Genomic DNA, 14,697 nt, shown 5'->3' on the forward strand with positions numbered 1-14,697 from the left:
TCCTATCGCGCCAGGAACCGTGGGTTGGAACGTGCGTGCGGCGACTATGTCGCCTTCACTGATGCCGATTGTGTCCCCGATCGATCCTGGCTGCAGGCCGCTGCGAGGGCCGCGACGGAGCACCCGGAGGCTGGCATCCTGGCCGGGCGCATCGAGCTGTCGGGGCGTCCTTCCGGCATGCAGAGCGTGAGCGAGCTGTACGAACGCCTGTTCGCCTTCGATCAGCAAGCCAACGTCGCGTCCGGCATGTGCGTCACCGCGAACTGGGTCAGCCCGAGGCCGCTCCTCCTGGCCCTGGGTGGCTTCGATCCGACGCTGAAATCAGGCGGCGATGCTGACTGCGCCCGCAGGATGCGGGCAGCCGGCCACGCCATCGTCTATGTTGCAGACATGCTGGTCAGCCATCCCGCACGGACGGGCATCGGCGAGCTGATCCGCAAGCGCCGTCGCATCATCGGCGGGCGGATGAAGGGGGACCGTTCGGGCCGTCCGCCGCTCTTCTGGCTTTGGACCTACGCCCTTATCACCGGTGCCCAGGTCAAGCGCGCGCTGCGGGAATCCCGGTATTCCTGGAGCGTCCGTGCCAAGCTCTGCCTGTTGATCGGCCTGATGGGGGCCGCATCCATGCTGGAAGTGCTGCGGGTAGCGGGCGGCGGCGAGCCGCGCCGTGCCTGAGGAAGCCGCCCCCGGTCAGGCCGCCCGGCGTAGGCCCTGCACGAAGCTGTGGAACGCCCGCATCCGGTCCCTCCAGTCGAACATTTGATCGTAGCGCGCATACGCGGCGTTATGCGTCGCATTTAGCAGGTCAAGGTCATCCACCACAGTAAGAAGGCGGCTCGCCAGCTCCTGGAGCGCAACTGCGGGAACGTAGTCGATCCCAGGCCGCAACTGCATGCCCTCCAACGCTTCGCGGAGCGCCAGCATGGGCAGGCGCAGGAAGACATGGTTCAGCGCCCTGATCTTGAAACCGCCGCCGATGCTGTCGGCGACGATGCCCAGCCGCGACGTCTGCATGTAGGCTGGCAGGTCGTCCACGAAGCCGGTGAAGTGGAAACCGGGGAAGCGCGTCCGCAGCGCCGGCAGGTCGGCCTCGAGGCCGCCTCCGACGACATCGACCGCCACATGCCTCTCAATGCCGGCCGTGTGCAGGGCCTGGAGGAGGTTATGGAGGATCATCTTCTTGTAGAAGGTGCCACGTCCGCCGATGATCGAAACTCGCCTGGGTGTCCCGGACGAGATGATCCGATGGGCAACGCGCGGGCCATCATAGCCCGGCATCAGCAGCTGGGCTGGCTTGCCTGGTGCCAGGCGTCGAAACGAATCGAGGTCGGCGGGCGTGATGGCCGTGTAGGCGTCCACGGCCCGGTTCGCGGCCCGCTCCAGCCTGGCAGCCTTCCACCCGTCCCAGGCCAGCACCGCCTTCATGGCTGGCGAGGAGGTGGCCCCCCGCAAGCCAGGGCGCATGGCAGTCTCGAAATTGTGGTTGACCATGATCACGGGTGGCCGGGAGCGCCCCAGCATCCGCGTGAGCGGGATTGCGCACCAGGCCATCGCGATGTTGTCGATCACGATGGCCTGGACGTCGGCGGCCATGGCGCCGGCCTTCGCAAGGAAGGCGCGCGAGACGTTCTGGTGTGCGACGTTCGGGAGGGACGACATGACGCTCGCCTGTTGGGAAGGGAGCGCATGGTCCATCTCGGTCCACTTGACTCCCGGCAATACGGGCGCCTGGACAGCCGCGGTGCGCAGGCCGAGGACTTCGACGTCCGCCAGATGCGCCAGGTTCTCGATCAGGCCCCGGGAATAGTTGACGTCGCCCGCCTTGTGCGGCGGGTATGGCATCACGCGGGTCAACCAGAGATAGCGCACGCGGAGCGTCATCCTTCCAGCGGATGGACGCCATACATCAGCGTCGCATTGCCGCCGAAGAAGGCATGGCGCATCGGTCGGAGTCGCTTGAGCAACTCCTTCAGGCGGGGATCGCGGAAGCGCCGGTAGTATGGCTCCGCCCAGACGAACCGACCGCTGGTCGCCCCGCTCCAGGACTGCGGCACCCCCGCCAGCTCGGCGGCTTCAGCAGGATCCGCGGCGTTGCGGATGACGAAGTTGGCCAGCCGGCGCAGCGCTTCGTCATGGTGCCTGTAGAGATCGCGGCCATTGGCGCCGGCCATCTCCGCCACCACCACCAGAGCCTCGAGGGCGAAGTTGTGGTAGGCCAGGGCGCGGGCACCCCGTGCTGCTTCCCTCGGTAGCACGCCCTGCTCGGTGACCTCGTCCAAGGCTTGCTCGGCCGTGGCGATCGCCCAGTCCAACTGGTCGTTCCGGCCGGACGCGATTCCGGCGGTGGCGCAGGAGGCTGCACACCAGAGCAGGTGATTGTTGCTCACCCGTTCGGCCAGCGTCTGGTCCAGTGTGCACAGGCGCGCCAGCCAGTCCTGGACTTCCTCCTTGGCCACGGTGTCCAGTCCGGGTGCCGACCGGACGATCAGGAAGGCCGTCGCGAACGCGTTGGTCGACCAGTTGCGGTGGAACTGCCCCTGCGTCGTTAGCTCGCCTTCAAGCGCACCGCCTTCGGCCCAGGCCTGCAGGAGACCAAGCGCGCATCCTGCGGCCTCGGACGAGCCGGTCGCCATGAACAGATCAGACTGCTGGAGCACGAGGTCCGTAAAGACGTTGAGCGGCTTGACGATCTCGCGGTTGCGCTGGCGCTTCGCCTCGTCGGGCTGCGAGCCGGCGGGATCGGCGTAGTAGGCCATGGCATCGAGGTCGCGCACCACCGCCGGAGTCGCCGGACAGGGCGCTGATTTGGCAGCAGCGCGGGGAAAGGCATGGTTCGCGACGTCGAACGGTGACGCCAGGGCCTGAGCCAAGGGCTCCGCCGCACCAAAGCAGCAACAGGCGAGCCAGGCGGACATGCCGACGAGCGCCGACCTGCTCATCGCGAAAGAGCGGTCAGTTCCGGGGTTTCCGGCATCGAGTCGGGCGGCGGAGGCAACGGTGGCGGGCGATAGGCGGGAGCATCCTGCAGGACCACCGTCGCAAAGCGCGGCGCCACCAGCGAGCTCACGGCGGTGAACAGGAAGAACAGGCTCCAGAAACGCGGGCTGTTCATGCCCCCGATGGCATGACCACCGATCATGGACGCGGCGAGCACGAACAGCGGCAGGGCGCGCACGCTCATGCAGAAATAGTAGAGGCAGACCGCGCCGGCGAAGCCACCCAGCAACCCCAGCACATGCCAGTAGGAGAAGAAGGCGTTGGTGACCAGCACGTCGACCGGCATGTCGAACAGCTCGGGGAACCGGATGAAGGCCCCGCGATCCACATAGACTTTCTCGACAAGCGGATAGAGGAGATCGTCGCCACCGACGCCCACCCCGAGCAGCAGGTGGCTACGGAGAACTTCCAGCTCGGCCAGCCATGGGGCGACCTGCCGGATGAAGAAGCTGCCGGTCGAGAAGAAGCTGTACTCGCCCGCAAGCCGCTCGCTGAGTTCCGTGGAACCGATCGCGACGACCACGACAGAGAGGAGAACCAGCGTCGCCACGATCGGGTGGAAGATCCCGCGTGCCCAGCGGAAGGTCGGGGCATGCCTGCGGCCGACGGCGTGGAACGGAAACGCTAACAGCGCCGCCCCGATGCCTGCGAGCATGGCGGGCGAGCGCACGAAGTACCAGGTGATCGCCACCATCGGGATGAACAGCAGCAATCGGTACCAGCCCCGGTCGCGCAGCCCCAGCACGAACCAGCCGGCCAGGCACAGGCTCGCCGTGTAGCCGACGATCGACGGCTCGGCCGCGAAGACCTTCGGCCGGATTGCCCCGTAGCGGCTGACGTCGCGCAGGTCGAGTTCGTAGAGCCACCGGTCGGGACGCAGGCCGGCGCGCACCGCGTCGCTCAAGGGGCGCAGGCCACCATAGATCTCGAAAAAGCTGAACACGATGATGAACAGCCACATGAACAGGAAGACCTTGGCGGCCTTCTTGCGTCCCAGCGCCCTGATGCCCAGGAACATCCCGTAGCCGGACACAAGGGCGGCGACGAGGGCGGCGAGGCTACGCGTGCGTTCCGCCAGCCCGTTCGGCAGGACCCCGGCCAGGGCGTAGCTTCCGAGCGTGACCGTCGAGGCCAGGCAGAAGAAGCAGACCAGCCAGAGGATGGACTTCAGCTTGATCGTTCCCCGGCAGAGCACGATCAGCATGACGCCTGCCAGGAACGACCCGACGAACGGGAAGACCTCCTGGCCGCCATAGCGGAACGACAGGCCGACATGGATCGAGGCCAGCTGGATCACGAGGAACATCATGATCAGCAGGCGGCTGCCGACCGTGACGCGCCGGCGCTTCATCCAGCCGGCGGGAACACGTGGATAGGATGCCGGCCAAGTCGAGGGGGCGTATTTGAGGATATGGCCTTCCGGCGGGAGCGTGATCGACACGGAGTATCACCCCCGCCTTTCCGCACCGGCCCGTGCAACCGCGCCGCTCTCGTTCAACGGGCCCCTCCAGTCCATTCCGACATGATCGCGAGGATGCGGCGGGCAGCATCCCGGTGAGTATATTGAGCCAGAGCATGAAGCCTGGCGTCCTGCCCCATCGTGGTCCATCGGCTCCGGTCCGACAGCGCTGCATCGAGCCCGGCCGCGAACCTGTCCAGCGTAGGTGCCTTGATATGCCAGCCTGTCACCCCGTCCGCCACTGTTTCCGCCGGCCCGCCCAGCGCATGAACCAGGACCGGCTTTTCCATCAGCATGCCTTCGATCACGGACAGGCCGAACGGCTCCGGGTCGATCCGGACGCTCGCAACCAGATCGCAGAGGCCATAATGGCGCTGTGCGTCCGCGACCTGCCCCGTCAGAATGACCCGGTCGTGCAGCCGATGATAGGCGATCGTCCGCTTCAGTTCCTGGAAGTAGTCACCTGTGGTCGGACCGCCGCACACGAGCAGCTTGAGGTTGGGGTAGCGCTCCTTGCGAGCGGCCAGGGCCTCCACGAGGAGCTTCTGCCCCTTGAACGGCACCAGCCTGGCGAAGACGCCGACGACCGCGTCGCCGTCGGCCAGGCCCATGTCCTTCCTGTTCAGAGGCACGACCGATGCCGGGTCGAACTCGTCCGGGTTGATGCCGAGATGGGCCACGCGCGACGGTGCAAGCAGGTTCAGGAGGCTGGCCTGCGTGCGGTGGCTGTTGGCGATGGGCAGCATGCCGCACGCGCGCATCAGTACGTCGTAAGTCAGCTTGTTGAGCGAGAGCGGGTAGCGGTCGCTCACCAGGTTGGGCAGCAGCCAGAAGCTTGCCGTGCCGGCCATGCGCGCTGCGACCGCGACGAGCGCGACCAGATAGGAGGTGCGCACGAGCACCGCGTGGGCACGTACCTCCTTCAATGCAGCAGCGAGCAGGCGTACCGAGCGCGTCGTGTACTGCGCCACCCGAACTGCGTCCTTGAGCTTGCCGAAGTCCGGCGGCGCCCCTGCGGAGCAGGCATGGCCCTCGGCACCGGCCGCCAGACAGGCGCTCAGCATCGGTCCGGGCTCCATCGCGATGACAGCGACCCCGATCCCCTCGTCGCGCAGGGCCTGGATGAAGGAGCACACGAAGCGCTGCACCCCGTAGGTCTCGTCGCCCACCACGACGATCGCGATCCTGCGGATCCCGCTATTCGCGACGATGTCGTGGTTCGGCGTGATGTCCTGACGCAGGGCAGCCAGCATCATCCCCAGGCATGCCGGCGTGCGAGCGTGGACAGGGCCTTTCGCCAGCGGCGATAGGCCGCCACGCTTCCCGAGCGGATCAGCCAATGCACCATGTAGTAGCTGCTAGGTCCCAGCCCGAGACGCTCGATCTCATAGAGGACCTGCCACTGGTAGCCGATGTTGAGCAGCTTGTTGCTGGACACGCTGTTCTCGCGGACGCGATAGGAGCAGAGCACCTGGTCGATCAGATGGGCAGACGACACCCTCTTGAGGATCGAGAGGAACAGCCCGAAATCCTGCCGCTTCCTGATGTCCGGGCAGTAGATCTTCCCGCTGGTCGCCAGGGTGTCGTAGATGATGCTGGACGTGCGGATGAAGCAGTGCGGCAGCAGGTCCGCATAGGTGGCGAGATAAGGAAGGCTCCCGCTCCTGGCATAGGGCCGGCCGTCCTGGTCGATGATGTCGTAGAGGGTGTAGGTAAAGTCGTGCCCTCCCTGCAGCATGGCTGCCAGCTGGATCTCCAGCTTCCGTGGATGCCAGACGTCGTCGCTGTCGAGAAATGCGAGAAAGCGCCCTGAAGCTCTATGGATCCCGGCATTCCGGCTGCCGGCAGGACCGATGTTCTCAGGCAGTTCGATCAGCTTGATCCGCGGATCGCTGAACGCCTTTACGACCGACACTGTCTCGTCGTCGGACCCGTCGTCGATGACGATCGCCTCGAAGTTGGAGAAGCTCTGCGCCAGCACCGATTCCAGGCAGTCGACCACGTAGGCGGCGCTGTTGAAAGTCGGGATGACGATACTTACCGCGGGCGGCTGCATCGCTCAGGCTTCCATCTAGTTTTTGTTTGAAGACAAGGGCGTTTCAACCGTCGGTTTCTTGATGGAAATGCATATCGCGCTCTTGGCGGTCAAGTTTTAGCGGATCATGCAGAGTTCTGAAGGACTCCGGACGTCTTCCCTCAGCAAAAGGAACAGGTTGTTGCACCGACGCCATGCACATGGATGCTGTGGAGTAGCAGAGAGACTGGCCGATTGCGAAAAGCCCAAGACTACAAGACAGGACTAGCAATGGAGGTCGGATATTATACAGTATTTCATTGGATTTGACTAGAATCACAGTAAAGAGTATCGCCTCAGCACGATTATTATTCTTTTCTAAGTGATCGGTATCGCCCGCAAGTTCATGTGGGTGGCGATAGCTTCGTCCATATAGGAGAGCTGCCGGAACTCCAGGTAGCCCACGGACGACATGTAGAATAGCGCAGCGAGGACGTGCGAACCCGGCAAGAGTACCTATAACCTCAGGTTCAACATCCAGATCGATCCGCCCTGACGGGCTGAGGGGTAAAAAAAGCCGCCCCTTTCGGAGCGGCTCTTCGGATCGGATGGAGCGGCGGTTATTCTGCCGCCTGCGACACCTGCTCCACCGTCTTCCCGTCGGTGAACGTTTCTCTCGGGCGAGCCCGGTTCGGCCCGGGATGGTGCGGCAAGGGCGGCAGCTTCAGCGCCTCTTGCAGGTCGATCCCGGCACCCTCGGCGACGCGGCGGCCGTAGTCTTCGTCGCAGTGCCACCAGTGCCAGACCATGCGCAGGGCGATGTCCTTCGGGCAGGCCTTCATGTCTGCCACCATGTTGGCGATCAGGTCCTCGCGCTCCCAGTCCTGGAAGGTCCGGTACCGGTCGCCCGCCTGCTTGTAGTCATCGGTGGTTCGGGTGGTCTGGTAGCGGCCGAGATAGCCCTCGATATGCTGCCGGTACTCATGCTGCGGCCTGGGCGCTTCCTTCAGACCGCCCTGCGTGCTCGGCTCATAGTTCACGTGCGGGTTCTGGCCGGCTTGGTCGACATGGTAGGCCATCTGGCCATCGCGCTGGTTGGTATGCGCCCTGGCTCCTTCCTGCGGGGCGTTCACCGGCAGCTGCAGGTAGTTCGGACCGACCCGGTAGCGCTGCGTGTCGGAATAGGAGAGCGTCCGGCCCTGCAGCATCTTGTCGTCGGAGAAGTCGATGCCGTCGACCAGCACGCCCGTCCCGAAAGCAGACTGCTCGGCCTCCGCAAAGAAGTTGTCGGGCTTGCGGTCCAGCACCATCCGGCCGACCGGCAGGAGCGGGAACTGGTCTTCGGGCCAGCGCTTCGTGTCGTCGAGCGGGTCGAAATCCAACTCGTCATGCGGGTCGTCCGTCATCAGCTGGACGCAGAACTCCCATTCCGGACAATTGCCGCTATCGATCGCGTCGTAGAGGTCCTTGGTCGCGTGACCGACCTCCTTCGCCTGGATCTCCTCGGCCTGCTGGGTCGTCAGGTTGCGCACGCCCTGCTTGGGCACCCAGTGGAACTTGCACAGGTGCGCGACGCCCTGGTCGTTCACGAGCTTGTAGGTGTTGACACCCGAGCCCTCCATCTCGCGATAGCTGGCCGGGATGCCCCAGGGGCTCTTCACCCAGGTGACCATGTGAAGGGCTTCCGGCGTCTGCGAGACGAAGTCGTAGAAGCGCCAAGCCTCCTGCCGGTTGGTCACCGGGTCGGGCTTGAAGGCATGGATCATGTCCGGGAATTTCACCGCATCCCGGATGAAGAAGATCTTCAGGTTGTTGCCGACCAGATCCCAGTTGCCTTCCAGCGTCTTGAACTTGACCGCGAAACCGCGCGGATCGCGTGCTGTTTCCGGGCTGTCCTTGGAGCCGATCACGGTGGAGAAGCGAACAAACATCGGCGTCTTCACGCCGGTCTCGTTCAAGACGCGGGCGCGAGTGTACTTGCTGGCTGGTTCGTCGCCGATCCTGCCATAGGCCTCGAACCAGCCATGCGCGGCCGCCCCGCGGGCATGAACGACCCGCTCGGGGATGCGCTCGCGGTCGAAATGGGTGATTTTCTCGATGAACTGGTAGTTCTCGAGTGTTGCCGGACCCCGCTCGCCCACGGTTCGCAGGCTTTGATTATCGCGGACGGGGTGACCCTGGCGTGTCGTCAGAATCTTCCGGTCGTCGGTCATGAAGATCTTCTCCTCGGCAGAACAGACGGTGGCAGGCAGGCTTCCTGGGGCCATCGCAAGGCGAAAGAACCCGAAGGACAGCGCCCGCCACAGGATTCCATCTTCAACGAAGCAAGGCCGGACGGGCTCCCTCCATCGGATCACATCTGGGGAAAGCGGTCAGTGCCATGCCATACAACACGGAACCAGCATTTATATGGCTGGTTACAATACTGTCAGAAAACAGGCATCCACCACCACGATACCGAGGAAGAGGATCATGTTGAAGTTCATTGGCGGAACGGTCGGAGTGATTTTTTTGATCGGGCTACTCGTCGTCATCGGTCTGTTCGCGCTGATCTTCTGATGTGTCAGGAACTGGGTGCTGCGGAGCCGACGATGGCGTCCATCTCGATCTCGATCTTGATGGCATCATTGTAGAGCTGGCTGACGACACCTGTGGAGGCGGGGAGGATAGCTGCGAACGCGACGCCCAGGATAGGAACGACCCGGTCGAAATAGGCGGGATCCGTCACGTAGATTCGGGTACGCACCACCTCGTTTAGGCTGCTCCCGGCCATTTCCAGTGCCCGCGTGGCATTGCGCAGGATCTGATGGGTCTGATCCTCGACGCTCTCCGGCAGTTCGCCCGTCGCGTAGTCGTAGCCTGTGGTTCCGGAAAGAAAGACCTGGTTGCCCACACGCAAGGCACGGCTATAGCCGGCGCGCTTCTCGAACTCGGTCCCAAACGAAATCCACTGTCGTGACACGTCCATTGCTCCCGCTGGCTCGACCGGCGATGCTGAGCACGGCACGCCGGATGAATCGAGAGGGATCGGGCGGGAGGACCTGGAAGAGTCCTCAGGATCCTGCGTGGGCCGCTACCGGCACCGGCGGCGGCAAGCGACGGAGAAGGCTGGCGGCCAAAACGGCCGTGCCAACCGCGATGATAGCACTCAAGCCGGCGGCCCATTCCATGGACTGCGTAAACGCCTCCCGCGCCAGGGCCAGCAGGTCGATACCGGCCTGACCCGGCAGTTCACTGGCGGCCACAAGCGCGCCACCCAGCGTGTCACGGGCGGCCGCCAGCGCATCGGCAGGAACGCCCGTCGGCGTGGCAGCGGCCATGGTGCCGCGGTAGAGAGCGGTGACGACACTTCCGAGCACGGCGATGCCGAGCGCGCCGCCGAGTTCGAAACTCGTCTCGGAAATGGCGGACGCGGCACCGGCCCGCTCCGGCGGCGCCAGGCCGATGACCAGGTCGGTCGTGAGCGTGCCGACCGGTGCCAGCCCCAGGCAGAACAGCAGGAGGCCAGCCAGCAGTACCCAGATGCTATGGTAGCCGCCGATCTGGGTGAGGATCGCAAAGCCCAGCGCCGACATCACCAGCCCGCCGGCGATCACGTGGGCCGGCGGCAGGTAACGCACGGCTGCAGGCGCCAGCATCGACCCAGCGACGAACGCCAGGCCCGAGGGTGCGGTCCACAAGCCAGCCTCGAGCGGGCTCATGCCCAGCACGAGCTGGAGGTACTGGGCGATGAACAGGAACAGGCCGAAGGCCACGAACAGGGCCAGCAGATTCGTCGCCAGCGCCGCGCTGAAGGCTGCCGAGCGAAACAGCGAGAGGTCGATCAACGGGTCGGCCAGCCTGCGCTGCCGCCGGATGAACAGGGCACCGACAAGGATGCCGACTGTGATCGCCAGGAGCGGCCACCAGCCAAGCCCATGCTCGGCGATCCGCTTGATCCCATGGATCACCGCCAGCACGGCCACCATCGACAGGGCGGCACTGGGGAGGTCGAGCCGGCCGGCGTGCGGGTCCTTGAACTCCGGCAGCAGCAACGGGCCGACCACCAGCAGCATCAGCATCACCGGGACGGCTGCCAGGAACACCGAGCCCCACCAGAAATGCGCCAGCAGCAGCCCGCCCACGACCGGACCGATCGCACCGCCAGCCGAGAAGCTGGCAATCCAGACGCCGATGGCGAACGTCCGCTCCTGCGGATCCAGGAACATGCTGCGGATCAGGGACAGGGTCGAAGGTGCAAGGGTGGCGCCGGCGATGCCCAGGAGGGCCCGCGCAATGATCAAGGTCTCCGCACTCCAGGCGAAGGCCGCCAGCGTCGAGGCAGCGCCGAATGCAGCGGCACCGATGAGCAGGAGCCTGCGGCGGCCGATCCGGTCGCCGAGCGTGCCCATGGTGAGCAGGGAGCCGGCAAGGAGAAAGCCATAAATGTCCACGATCCAGAGGAGCTGTGCAGCACTGGGCCGCAGGTCGGCCGTCAGCTGTGGCACGGCCAGGTTCAGCACCGTGAGGTCCATCGAGTAGAGCAGGCAGGGCAGTGCCAGTGTGGCGAGCCCGATCCACTCGCGGCGGGTCGCCTTCTGGCTGTCGCGCTCGTTCATGTTCTCCTGCCTGATCCTGATCCGCCAACACCTCCCATCGCGCAGGTCGGTCGGATTGTAAACCATTCGGTTAATCAATAATGCTGATGCAACCCATTCGTCGCCCGCACGGGCCATCAACCAGTGACGAGCGACTCGAAGCAGGCCGGCACCGGTGTCGCTGGATCGAGCCGTGGACAGGCAACCGGAGTTCCGACCGCCATCGACAATGGCAGAACTCCCGCCCAGACCGGCAGGGCATAATCCGGCTCGTCGTCGCCGGGCGGACCCGACCTCACCTTGGCGACCGCCTCGTCGAGGTCCACCCGCATGACGGTGGTCGCCTTCATTTCCTGCTTGGTCGGTGGACGCAGGTCGCTCCAGCGGCCTGGGGCAAGCCGGTCCGAGAAGGCTACAAGTGTCTCCAGCTTCTCCGTCTCGTCCTCGACCAACTCCGCCCTGCCCAGGGCCATCACGCAACGATAGTTGATCGAGTGGTTGAAGCCGGAACGCGCGAACACGATGCCGTCCAATAGGCTCACCGTCACGCAGACCGGGATCGCCGCCTTCTGTGCCCGCAGCATCTTGCTGGCCGACGAACCGTGCCAGTAGACATGCTCCCCTACCCGCCAATGCATGGTCGGCGTCACATAGGGCTGGCCGTCGATCACGTAGCCGACATGGCAGAGCAGGCCTGCATCGATGACCGCATGGATCGTCGCACGGTCGTAATGGCCGCGCTTGGGAAACCGGCGGACACGTGTCCGCTCGGTGGCGGCGCCGCCTGATGGCACATCGTCATCGGGCTCTTCGGTCACGAGCGTCATCGGCCCCTCCATCGGTCATTGGCACAAGGCAGATTGACCAGAACCGGACCATGCGGAAGAACCGGTTCAGGCCTTCATGACTGGACCAGTTTCACGGCGACCCGCACCATCCGCGATCTCCTGCCGTTCGAGCTGGCCCTCGCACCGGACGAGGACGGGCCGCTGCACGTCCAGATCCGCGAGCAGCTGCGCCAGGCCATCCTGCAGCGACGCCTGCCGGCCGGCCGCCGCCTCCCTTCCTCGCGGATCCTGGCCCAGCACCTGGCCTGTGCCCGCGGCACGGTCCTGCTGGCGCTCGAACAGTTGGCGGCCGAAGGCTATGTCGAGACGCATCCGGGAGCTGGCACCTTCGTCGCACGCGACCTGCCCGAAGAACTGCTGCATGCGCCCGCATTGGGGTTGGGCCAGAGCATGCCCGGCCACCACCCACTCGTGGCAAAGCTCTCGAGCCGCGCGGCGGCCCTGCTGGGCCGGCCGTCTCCCTCTCCATGGTTGATGCCCGTCTCCGCCAAGCCACGAGCCTTTGCCCTTGGCCGGCCAGCACCCGATGCGTTCCCATTCGAGCTGTGGGCAAAGCTCCTGGAAGCGGAGTGGCGCGATCCGCCGGGCGGCGGTGCCGAGCCGCCGCACCCGTTCGGCGATGCCCGGCTGCGGCACGCAATCGCAGCCTATCTCGCTTCGGCGCGCGGCTTCGCCTGCGATCCCGCGACCGTGGTCGTCACGAGCGGCGTCCGGGAGGCCTTGTCTCTCCTGGCGCACCTACTGCTCGATCCCGGCGAGCCCGTCTGGGTCGAGGAGCCGGGCTTTGCCGGTGTCCTCGGCGCTTTGACTGCCGCAGGGCTGCGGCCCGTGCCCATCCGGGTCGACCAGGGCGGCTTCCCCGTGGCCGCGGCCCTGGACCGGGAGCCGGCGGCGCGGATGGTCGTGGTGACGCCGGCGCACCAGTATCCGCTGGGCGTCACCATGACGCTGGCCCGTCGCCTGGCGCTGTTGCAGTGGGCGGAGGCGGCCGATGGCTGGATCGTCGAGGACGACTATGACGGCGAGTACCGCTATGCCGGGCGGCCGCTCGCCCCTTTGCGGGCCTTGGACCGCTCAGGCCGCGTCGCCTATGTCGGGAGCTTCTCCAAGGTGCTCTTCCCCTCGCTCCGGCTGGGCTACCTGATCCTGCCGGCGGCCCTCGTCACCGCCGCGGAGCGGCTGCTCGTCGCCCACGGCGCCAGCACCACCAGCCTTGGCCAGGCGGCCCTCGCCCGGTTCGTCACCGAGGGCCACTTCGCCGCCCATCTGCGGCGCACGCGGCGCCTGTACGCGGAGCGACAGGCTGTGCTGGTCGACGAGGCGAGGCGACATCTGGAAGGCCTGCTGACGGTGGCAGCCGATCCTGCCGGCATGCACCTGATCGCACGGCCGTCCGGCACTACCGCCAGCGAGTTTGATGATGAGCATGCCGCCCACATCGCTGCTGGCGCTGGCATCAGCGTGGTCCCGCTCTCCCGGCACTACGCGGAGGGGGCTGGAGAGGCAGGCCTCCTGCTGGGTTACGCAGCGCTCACGCCTGGCACCATTCGTGCAGCAATCACCCTTCTGGCAACTGTGCTCCGGCGCGGAATATCTGGCGGGAGCCGTGAATTCGGGCCGTCCAGCGCTAGTTCAGCAGGCTGGGCGAACTGACGAGAGGGTCGAGATGAATGCGTACGCTTCCGATGTCATCAGCCTGGAGCCGCGGCTCGACCTCGGGCGAAGGGCCTTTGCCGTGACGACGCTGGCTGCCGGCTTCGCCGCCGCCGTCTCGCCGGTCGCGGCCGCGACCATCGCCACCGACACCGACACCGACACCGACACCGAGGGAATGACCACGGGCGAAGTGAATGTCCCGGTCCCGGACGGTCAGATCCCGGCCTATCATGCCATGCCAGCCACGGGCGGTCCGTTCCCGACCGTGCTCGTGGTCCAGGAGATCTTCGGCGTCCACGAGCACATCAAGGATGTCTGCCGCCGCTTCGCCAAGAACGGCTACTACGCGATCGCGCCAGCTCTCTATGCGCGGCAGGGCGACGTTGCCGCGATGACCGACATCCAGAAGATCATCAGCGAGGTGGTGTCGAAGGTCCCGGACAGCCAAGTCATGGCCGATCTCGACGCCACCGTCGCCTTCGCCAAGGCGTCCGGCCAGGCCGACACCGACCGCCTGGGCATCACCGGCTTCTGCTGGGGTGGGCGCATCACCTGGCTCTATGCGGCGCACAACCCGCAAGTGAAGGCCGGCGTCGCCTGGTACGGCCGGCTCGCGGGCGACGCGACGCCGACCATGCCAAAACAGCCGATCGACATTGCGGCGTCGCTCTCGACGCCGGTCCTCGGCCTCTATGGCGGCAAGGATCAGGGCATTCCGCTGGAGACGGTCGAGCAGATGCGCTCCGTGCTGAACAACGGGTCCTCGGGGTCCGAGTTCGTCGTCTATGCGGAAGCCGGCCACGCCTTCTATGCCGACTACCGGACGTCCTACAGTGCAGACGCCGCCAAGGATGCCTGGCAGCGCGCCCTGGCCTGGTTCAAGGCGCACGGCGTCGCCTGAACCAGCGGGCCTGATCGGTCATGAGACCGATCAGGCCGAGCCGGCGGCAGATCCTTCGTCGAGGATGACGATCTCGTCGCCCGGCTCGGTGTGCTCCTCGAGCGTTTCCAAGGCCCGCTCGACCACATCCTCGGAGAAGCTGCGCTCCCCGCAGTTCCGGCAACGCCATGCAGCGACTTGGACCTGGTGCGTGAACTCGCCGGACCGCCTGATCGCGATGCCGACGGCGTCCGCCCGCAAGAGGC

At 65.7% G+C, this 14,697-nt stretch carries 14 protein-coding genes; 4 read left to right on the top strand and 10 right to left on the bottom strand.

Annotated features, from left to right (window positions below; translation table 11 throughout):
- Nucleotides 1-675, top strand: a 675-nt coding sequence (locus VHL31_RS14110; RefSeq protein WP_329661861.1) for a glycosyltransferase, incomplete at its 5' end; no start/stop codon positions are given.
- A 15-nt stretch (nucleotides 676-690) separates the two neighbouring features.
- Here the strand turns inward: VHL31_RS14110 and VHL31_RS14115 are convergent.
- From VHL31_RS14115 to VHL31_RS14140, 6 genes are all read right to left on the bottom strand, one after another.
- Nucleotides 691-1,869 carry a glycosyltransferase gene (locus VHL31_RS14115; protein WP_329661862.1) on the bottom strand — a complete coding sequence of 393 codons (1,179 nt, stop codon included), beginning with the start codon at nucleotides 1,867-1,869 and terminating at the stop codon, nucleotides 691-693.
- A gap of 8 nt (nucleotides 1,870-1,877) precedes the next feature.
- Complete coding sequence (locus VHL31_RS14120) at nucleotides 1,878-2,939, bottom strand: alginate lyase family protein (protein WP_329661863.1); 1,062 nt, start codon at nucleotides 2,937-2,939, stop codon at nucleotides 1,878-1,880.
- Nucleotides 2,936-4,438 (bottom strand): hypothetical protein, encoded by a 1,503-nt coding sequence (locus VHL31_RS14125; protein ID WP_329661864.1) that lies wholly within the window; start codon nucleotides 4,436-4,438, stop codon nucleotides 2,936-2,938. Before VHL31_RS14125 ends, VHL31_RS14120 begins: the two co-directional genes overlap by 4 nt.
- A 53-nt stretch (nucleotides 4,439-4,491) precedes the next feature.
- On the bottom strand, nucleotides 4,492-5,712 hold the full coding sequence (locus tag VHL31_RS14130; RefSeq protein ID WP_329661865.1) for a glycosyltransferase family 4 protein: 1,221 nt from the start codon (nucleotides 5,710-5,712) through the stop codon (nucleotides 4,492-4,494).
- Complete coding sequence (locus VHL31_RS14135; protein WP_329661866.1) at nucleotides 5,709-6,512, bottom strand: glycosyltransferase family 2 protein; 804 nt, start codon at nucleotides 6,510-6,512, stop codon at nucleotides 5,709-5,711. The genes VHL31_RS14130 and VHL31_RS14135 overlap by 4 nt, the downstream gene beginning before the upstream one ends.
- A gap of 578 nt (nucleotides 6,513-7,090) precedes the next feature.
- Complete coding sequence (locus VHL31_RS14140; protein WP_329661867.1) at nucleotides 7,091-8,683, bottom strand: catalase; 1,593 nt, start codon at nucleotides 8,681-8,683, stop codon at nucleotides 7,091-7,093.
- Between VHL31_RS14140 and VHL31_RS14145 the strand changes: the two genes are divergently transcribed.
- Nucleotides 8,682-9,029: a hypothetical protein gene (locus VHL31_RS14145; RefSeq protein WP_329661868.1), complete on the top strand. Its 348-nt coding sequence runs from the start codon at nucleotides 8,682-8,684 to the stop codon at nucleotides 9,027-9,029. The genes VHL31_RS14140 and VHL31_RS14145 overlap by 2 nt on opposite strands.
- A gap of 4 nt (nucleotides 9,030-9,033) precedes the next feature.
- Here VHL31_RS14145 and VHL31_RS14150 read toward each other — a convergent pair whose 3' ends face one another.
- The 3 genes from VHL31_RS14150 to VHL31_RS14160 all read right to left on the bottom strand — a co-directional run bounded on the left by VHL31_RS14150 (nucleotide 9,034) and on the right by VHL31_RS14160 (nucleotide 11,874).
- Nucleotides 9,034-9,432, bottom strand: a complete 399-nt coding sequence (locus VHL31_RS14150) for a RidA family protein (protein WP_329661869.1) — start codon at nucleotides 9,430-9,432, stop codon at nucleotides 9,034-9,036.
- Nucleotides 9,433-9,523: 91 nt separating this feature from the next.
- A complete protein-coding gene (locus VHL31_RS14155; RefSeq protein ID WP_329661870.1) occupies nucleotides 9,524-11,068 on the bottom strand; it encodes an MFS transporter in 1,545 nt (514 codons plus the stop codon).
- Between the two features lie 116 nt (nucleotides 11,069-11,184).
- The gene (locus VHL31_RS14160) at nucleotides 11,185-11,874 is read right to left on the bottom strand and encodes a pyridoxamine 5'-phosphate oxidase family protein (RefSeq protein ID WP_329661871.1); all 690 of its coding nucleotides are present in this window, start codon (nucleotides 11,872-11,874) and stop codon (nucleotides 11,185-11,187) included.
- 33 nt (nucleotides 11,875-11,907) lie between these two features.
- On the opposite strand from VHL31_RS14160, the gene VHL31_RS14165 reads away from it, so the two are divergent.
- Both VHL31_RS14165 and VHL31_RS14170 read left to right on the top strand, forming a co-directional pair.
- A complete protein-coding gene (locus VHL31_RS14165) occupies nucleotides 11,908-13,548 on the top strand; it encodes a PLP-dependent aminotransferase family protein (RefSeq protein ID WP_329661872.1) in 1,641 nt (546 codons plus the stop codon).
- 13 nt (nucleotides 13,549-13,561) lie between these two features.
- A complete protein-coding gene (locus tag VHL31_RS14170) occupies nucleotides 13,562-14,452 on the top strand; it encodes a dienelactone hydrolase family protein (protein WP_329661873.1) in 891 nt (296 codons plus the stop codon).
- A 30-nt stretch (nucleotides 14,453-14,482) separates the two neighbouring features.
- Here VHL31_RS14170 and VHL31_RS14175 read toward each other — a convergent pair whose 3' ends face one another.
- Nucleotides 14,483-14,692 (bottom strand): hypothetical protein, encoded by a 210-nt coding sequence (locus VHL31_RS14175; protein WP_329661874.1) that lies wholly within the window; start codon nucleotides 14,690-14,692, stop codon nucleotides 14,483-14,485.
- Between the last annotated feature and the right edge of the window lie 5 nt (nucleotides 14,693-14,697).

The organism is Geminicoccus sp. (assembly GCF_036263595.1).
Lineage (GTDB): Bacteria > Pseudomonadota > Alphaproteobacteria > Geminicoccales > Geminicoccaceae > Geminicoccus.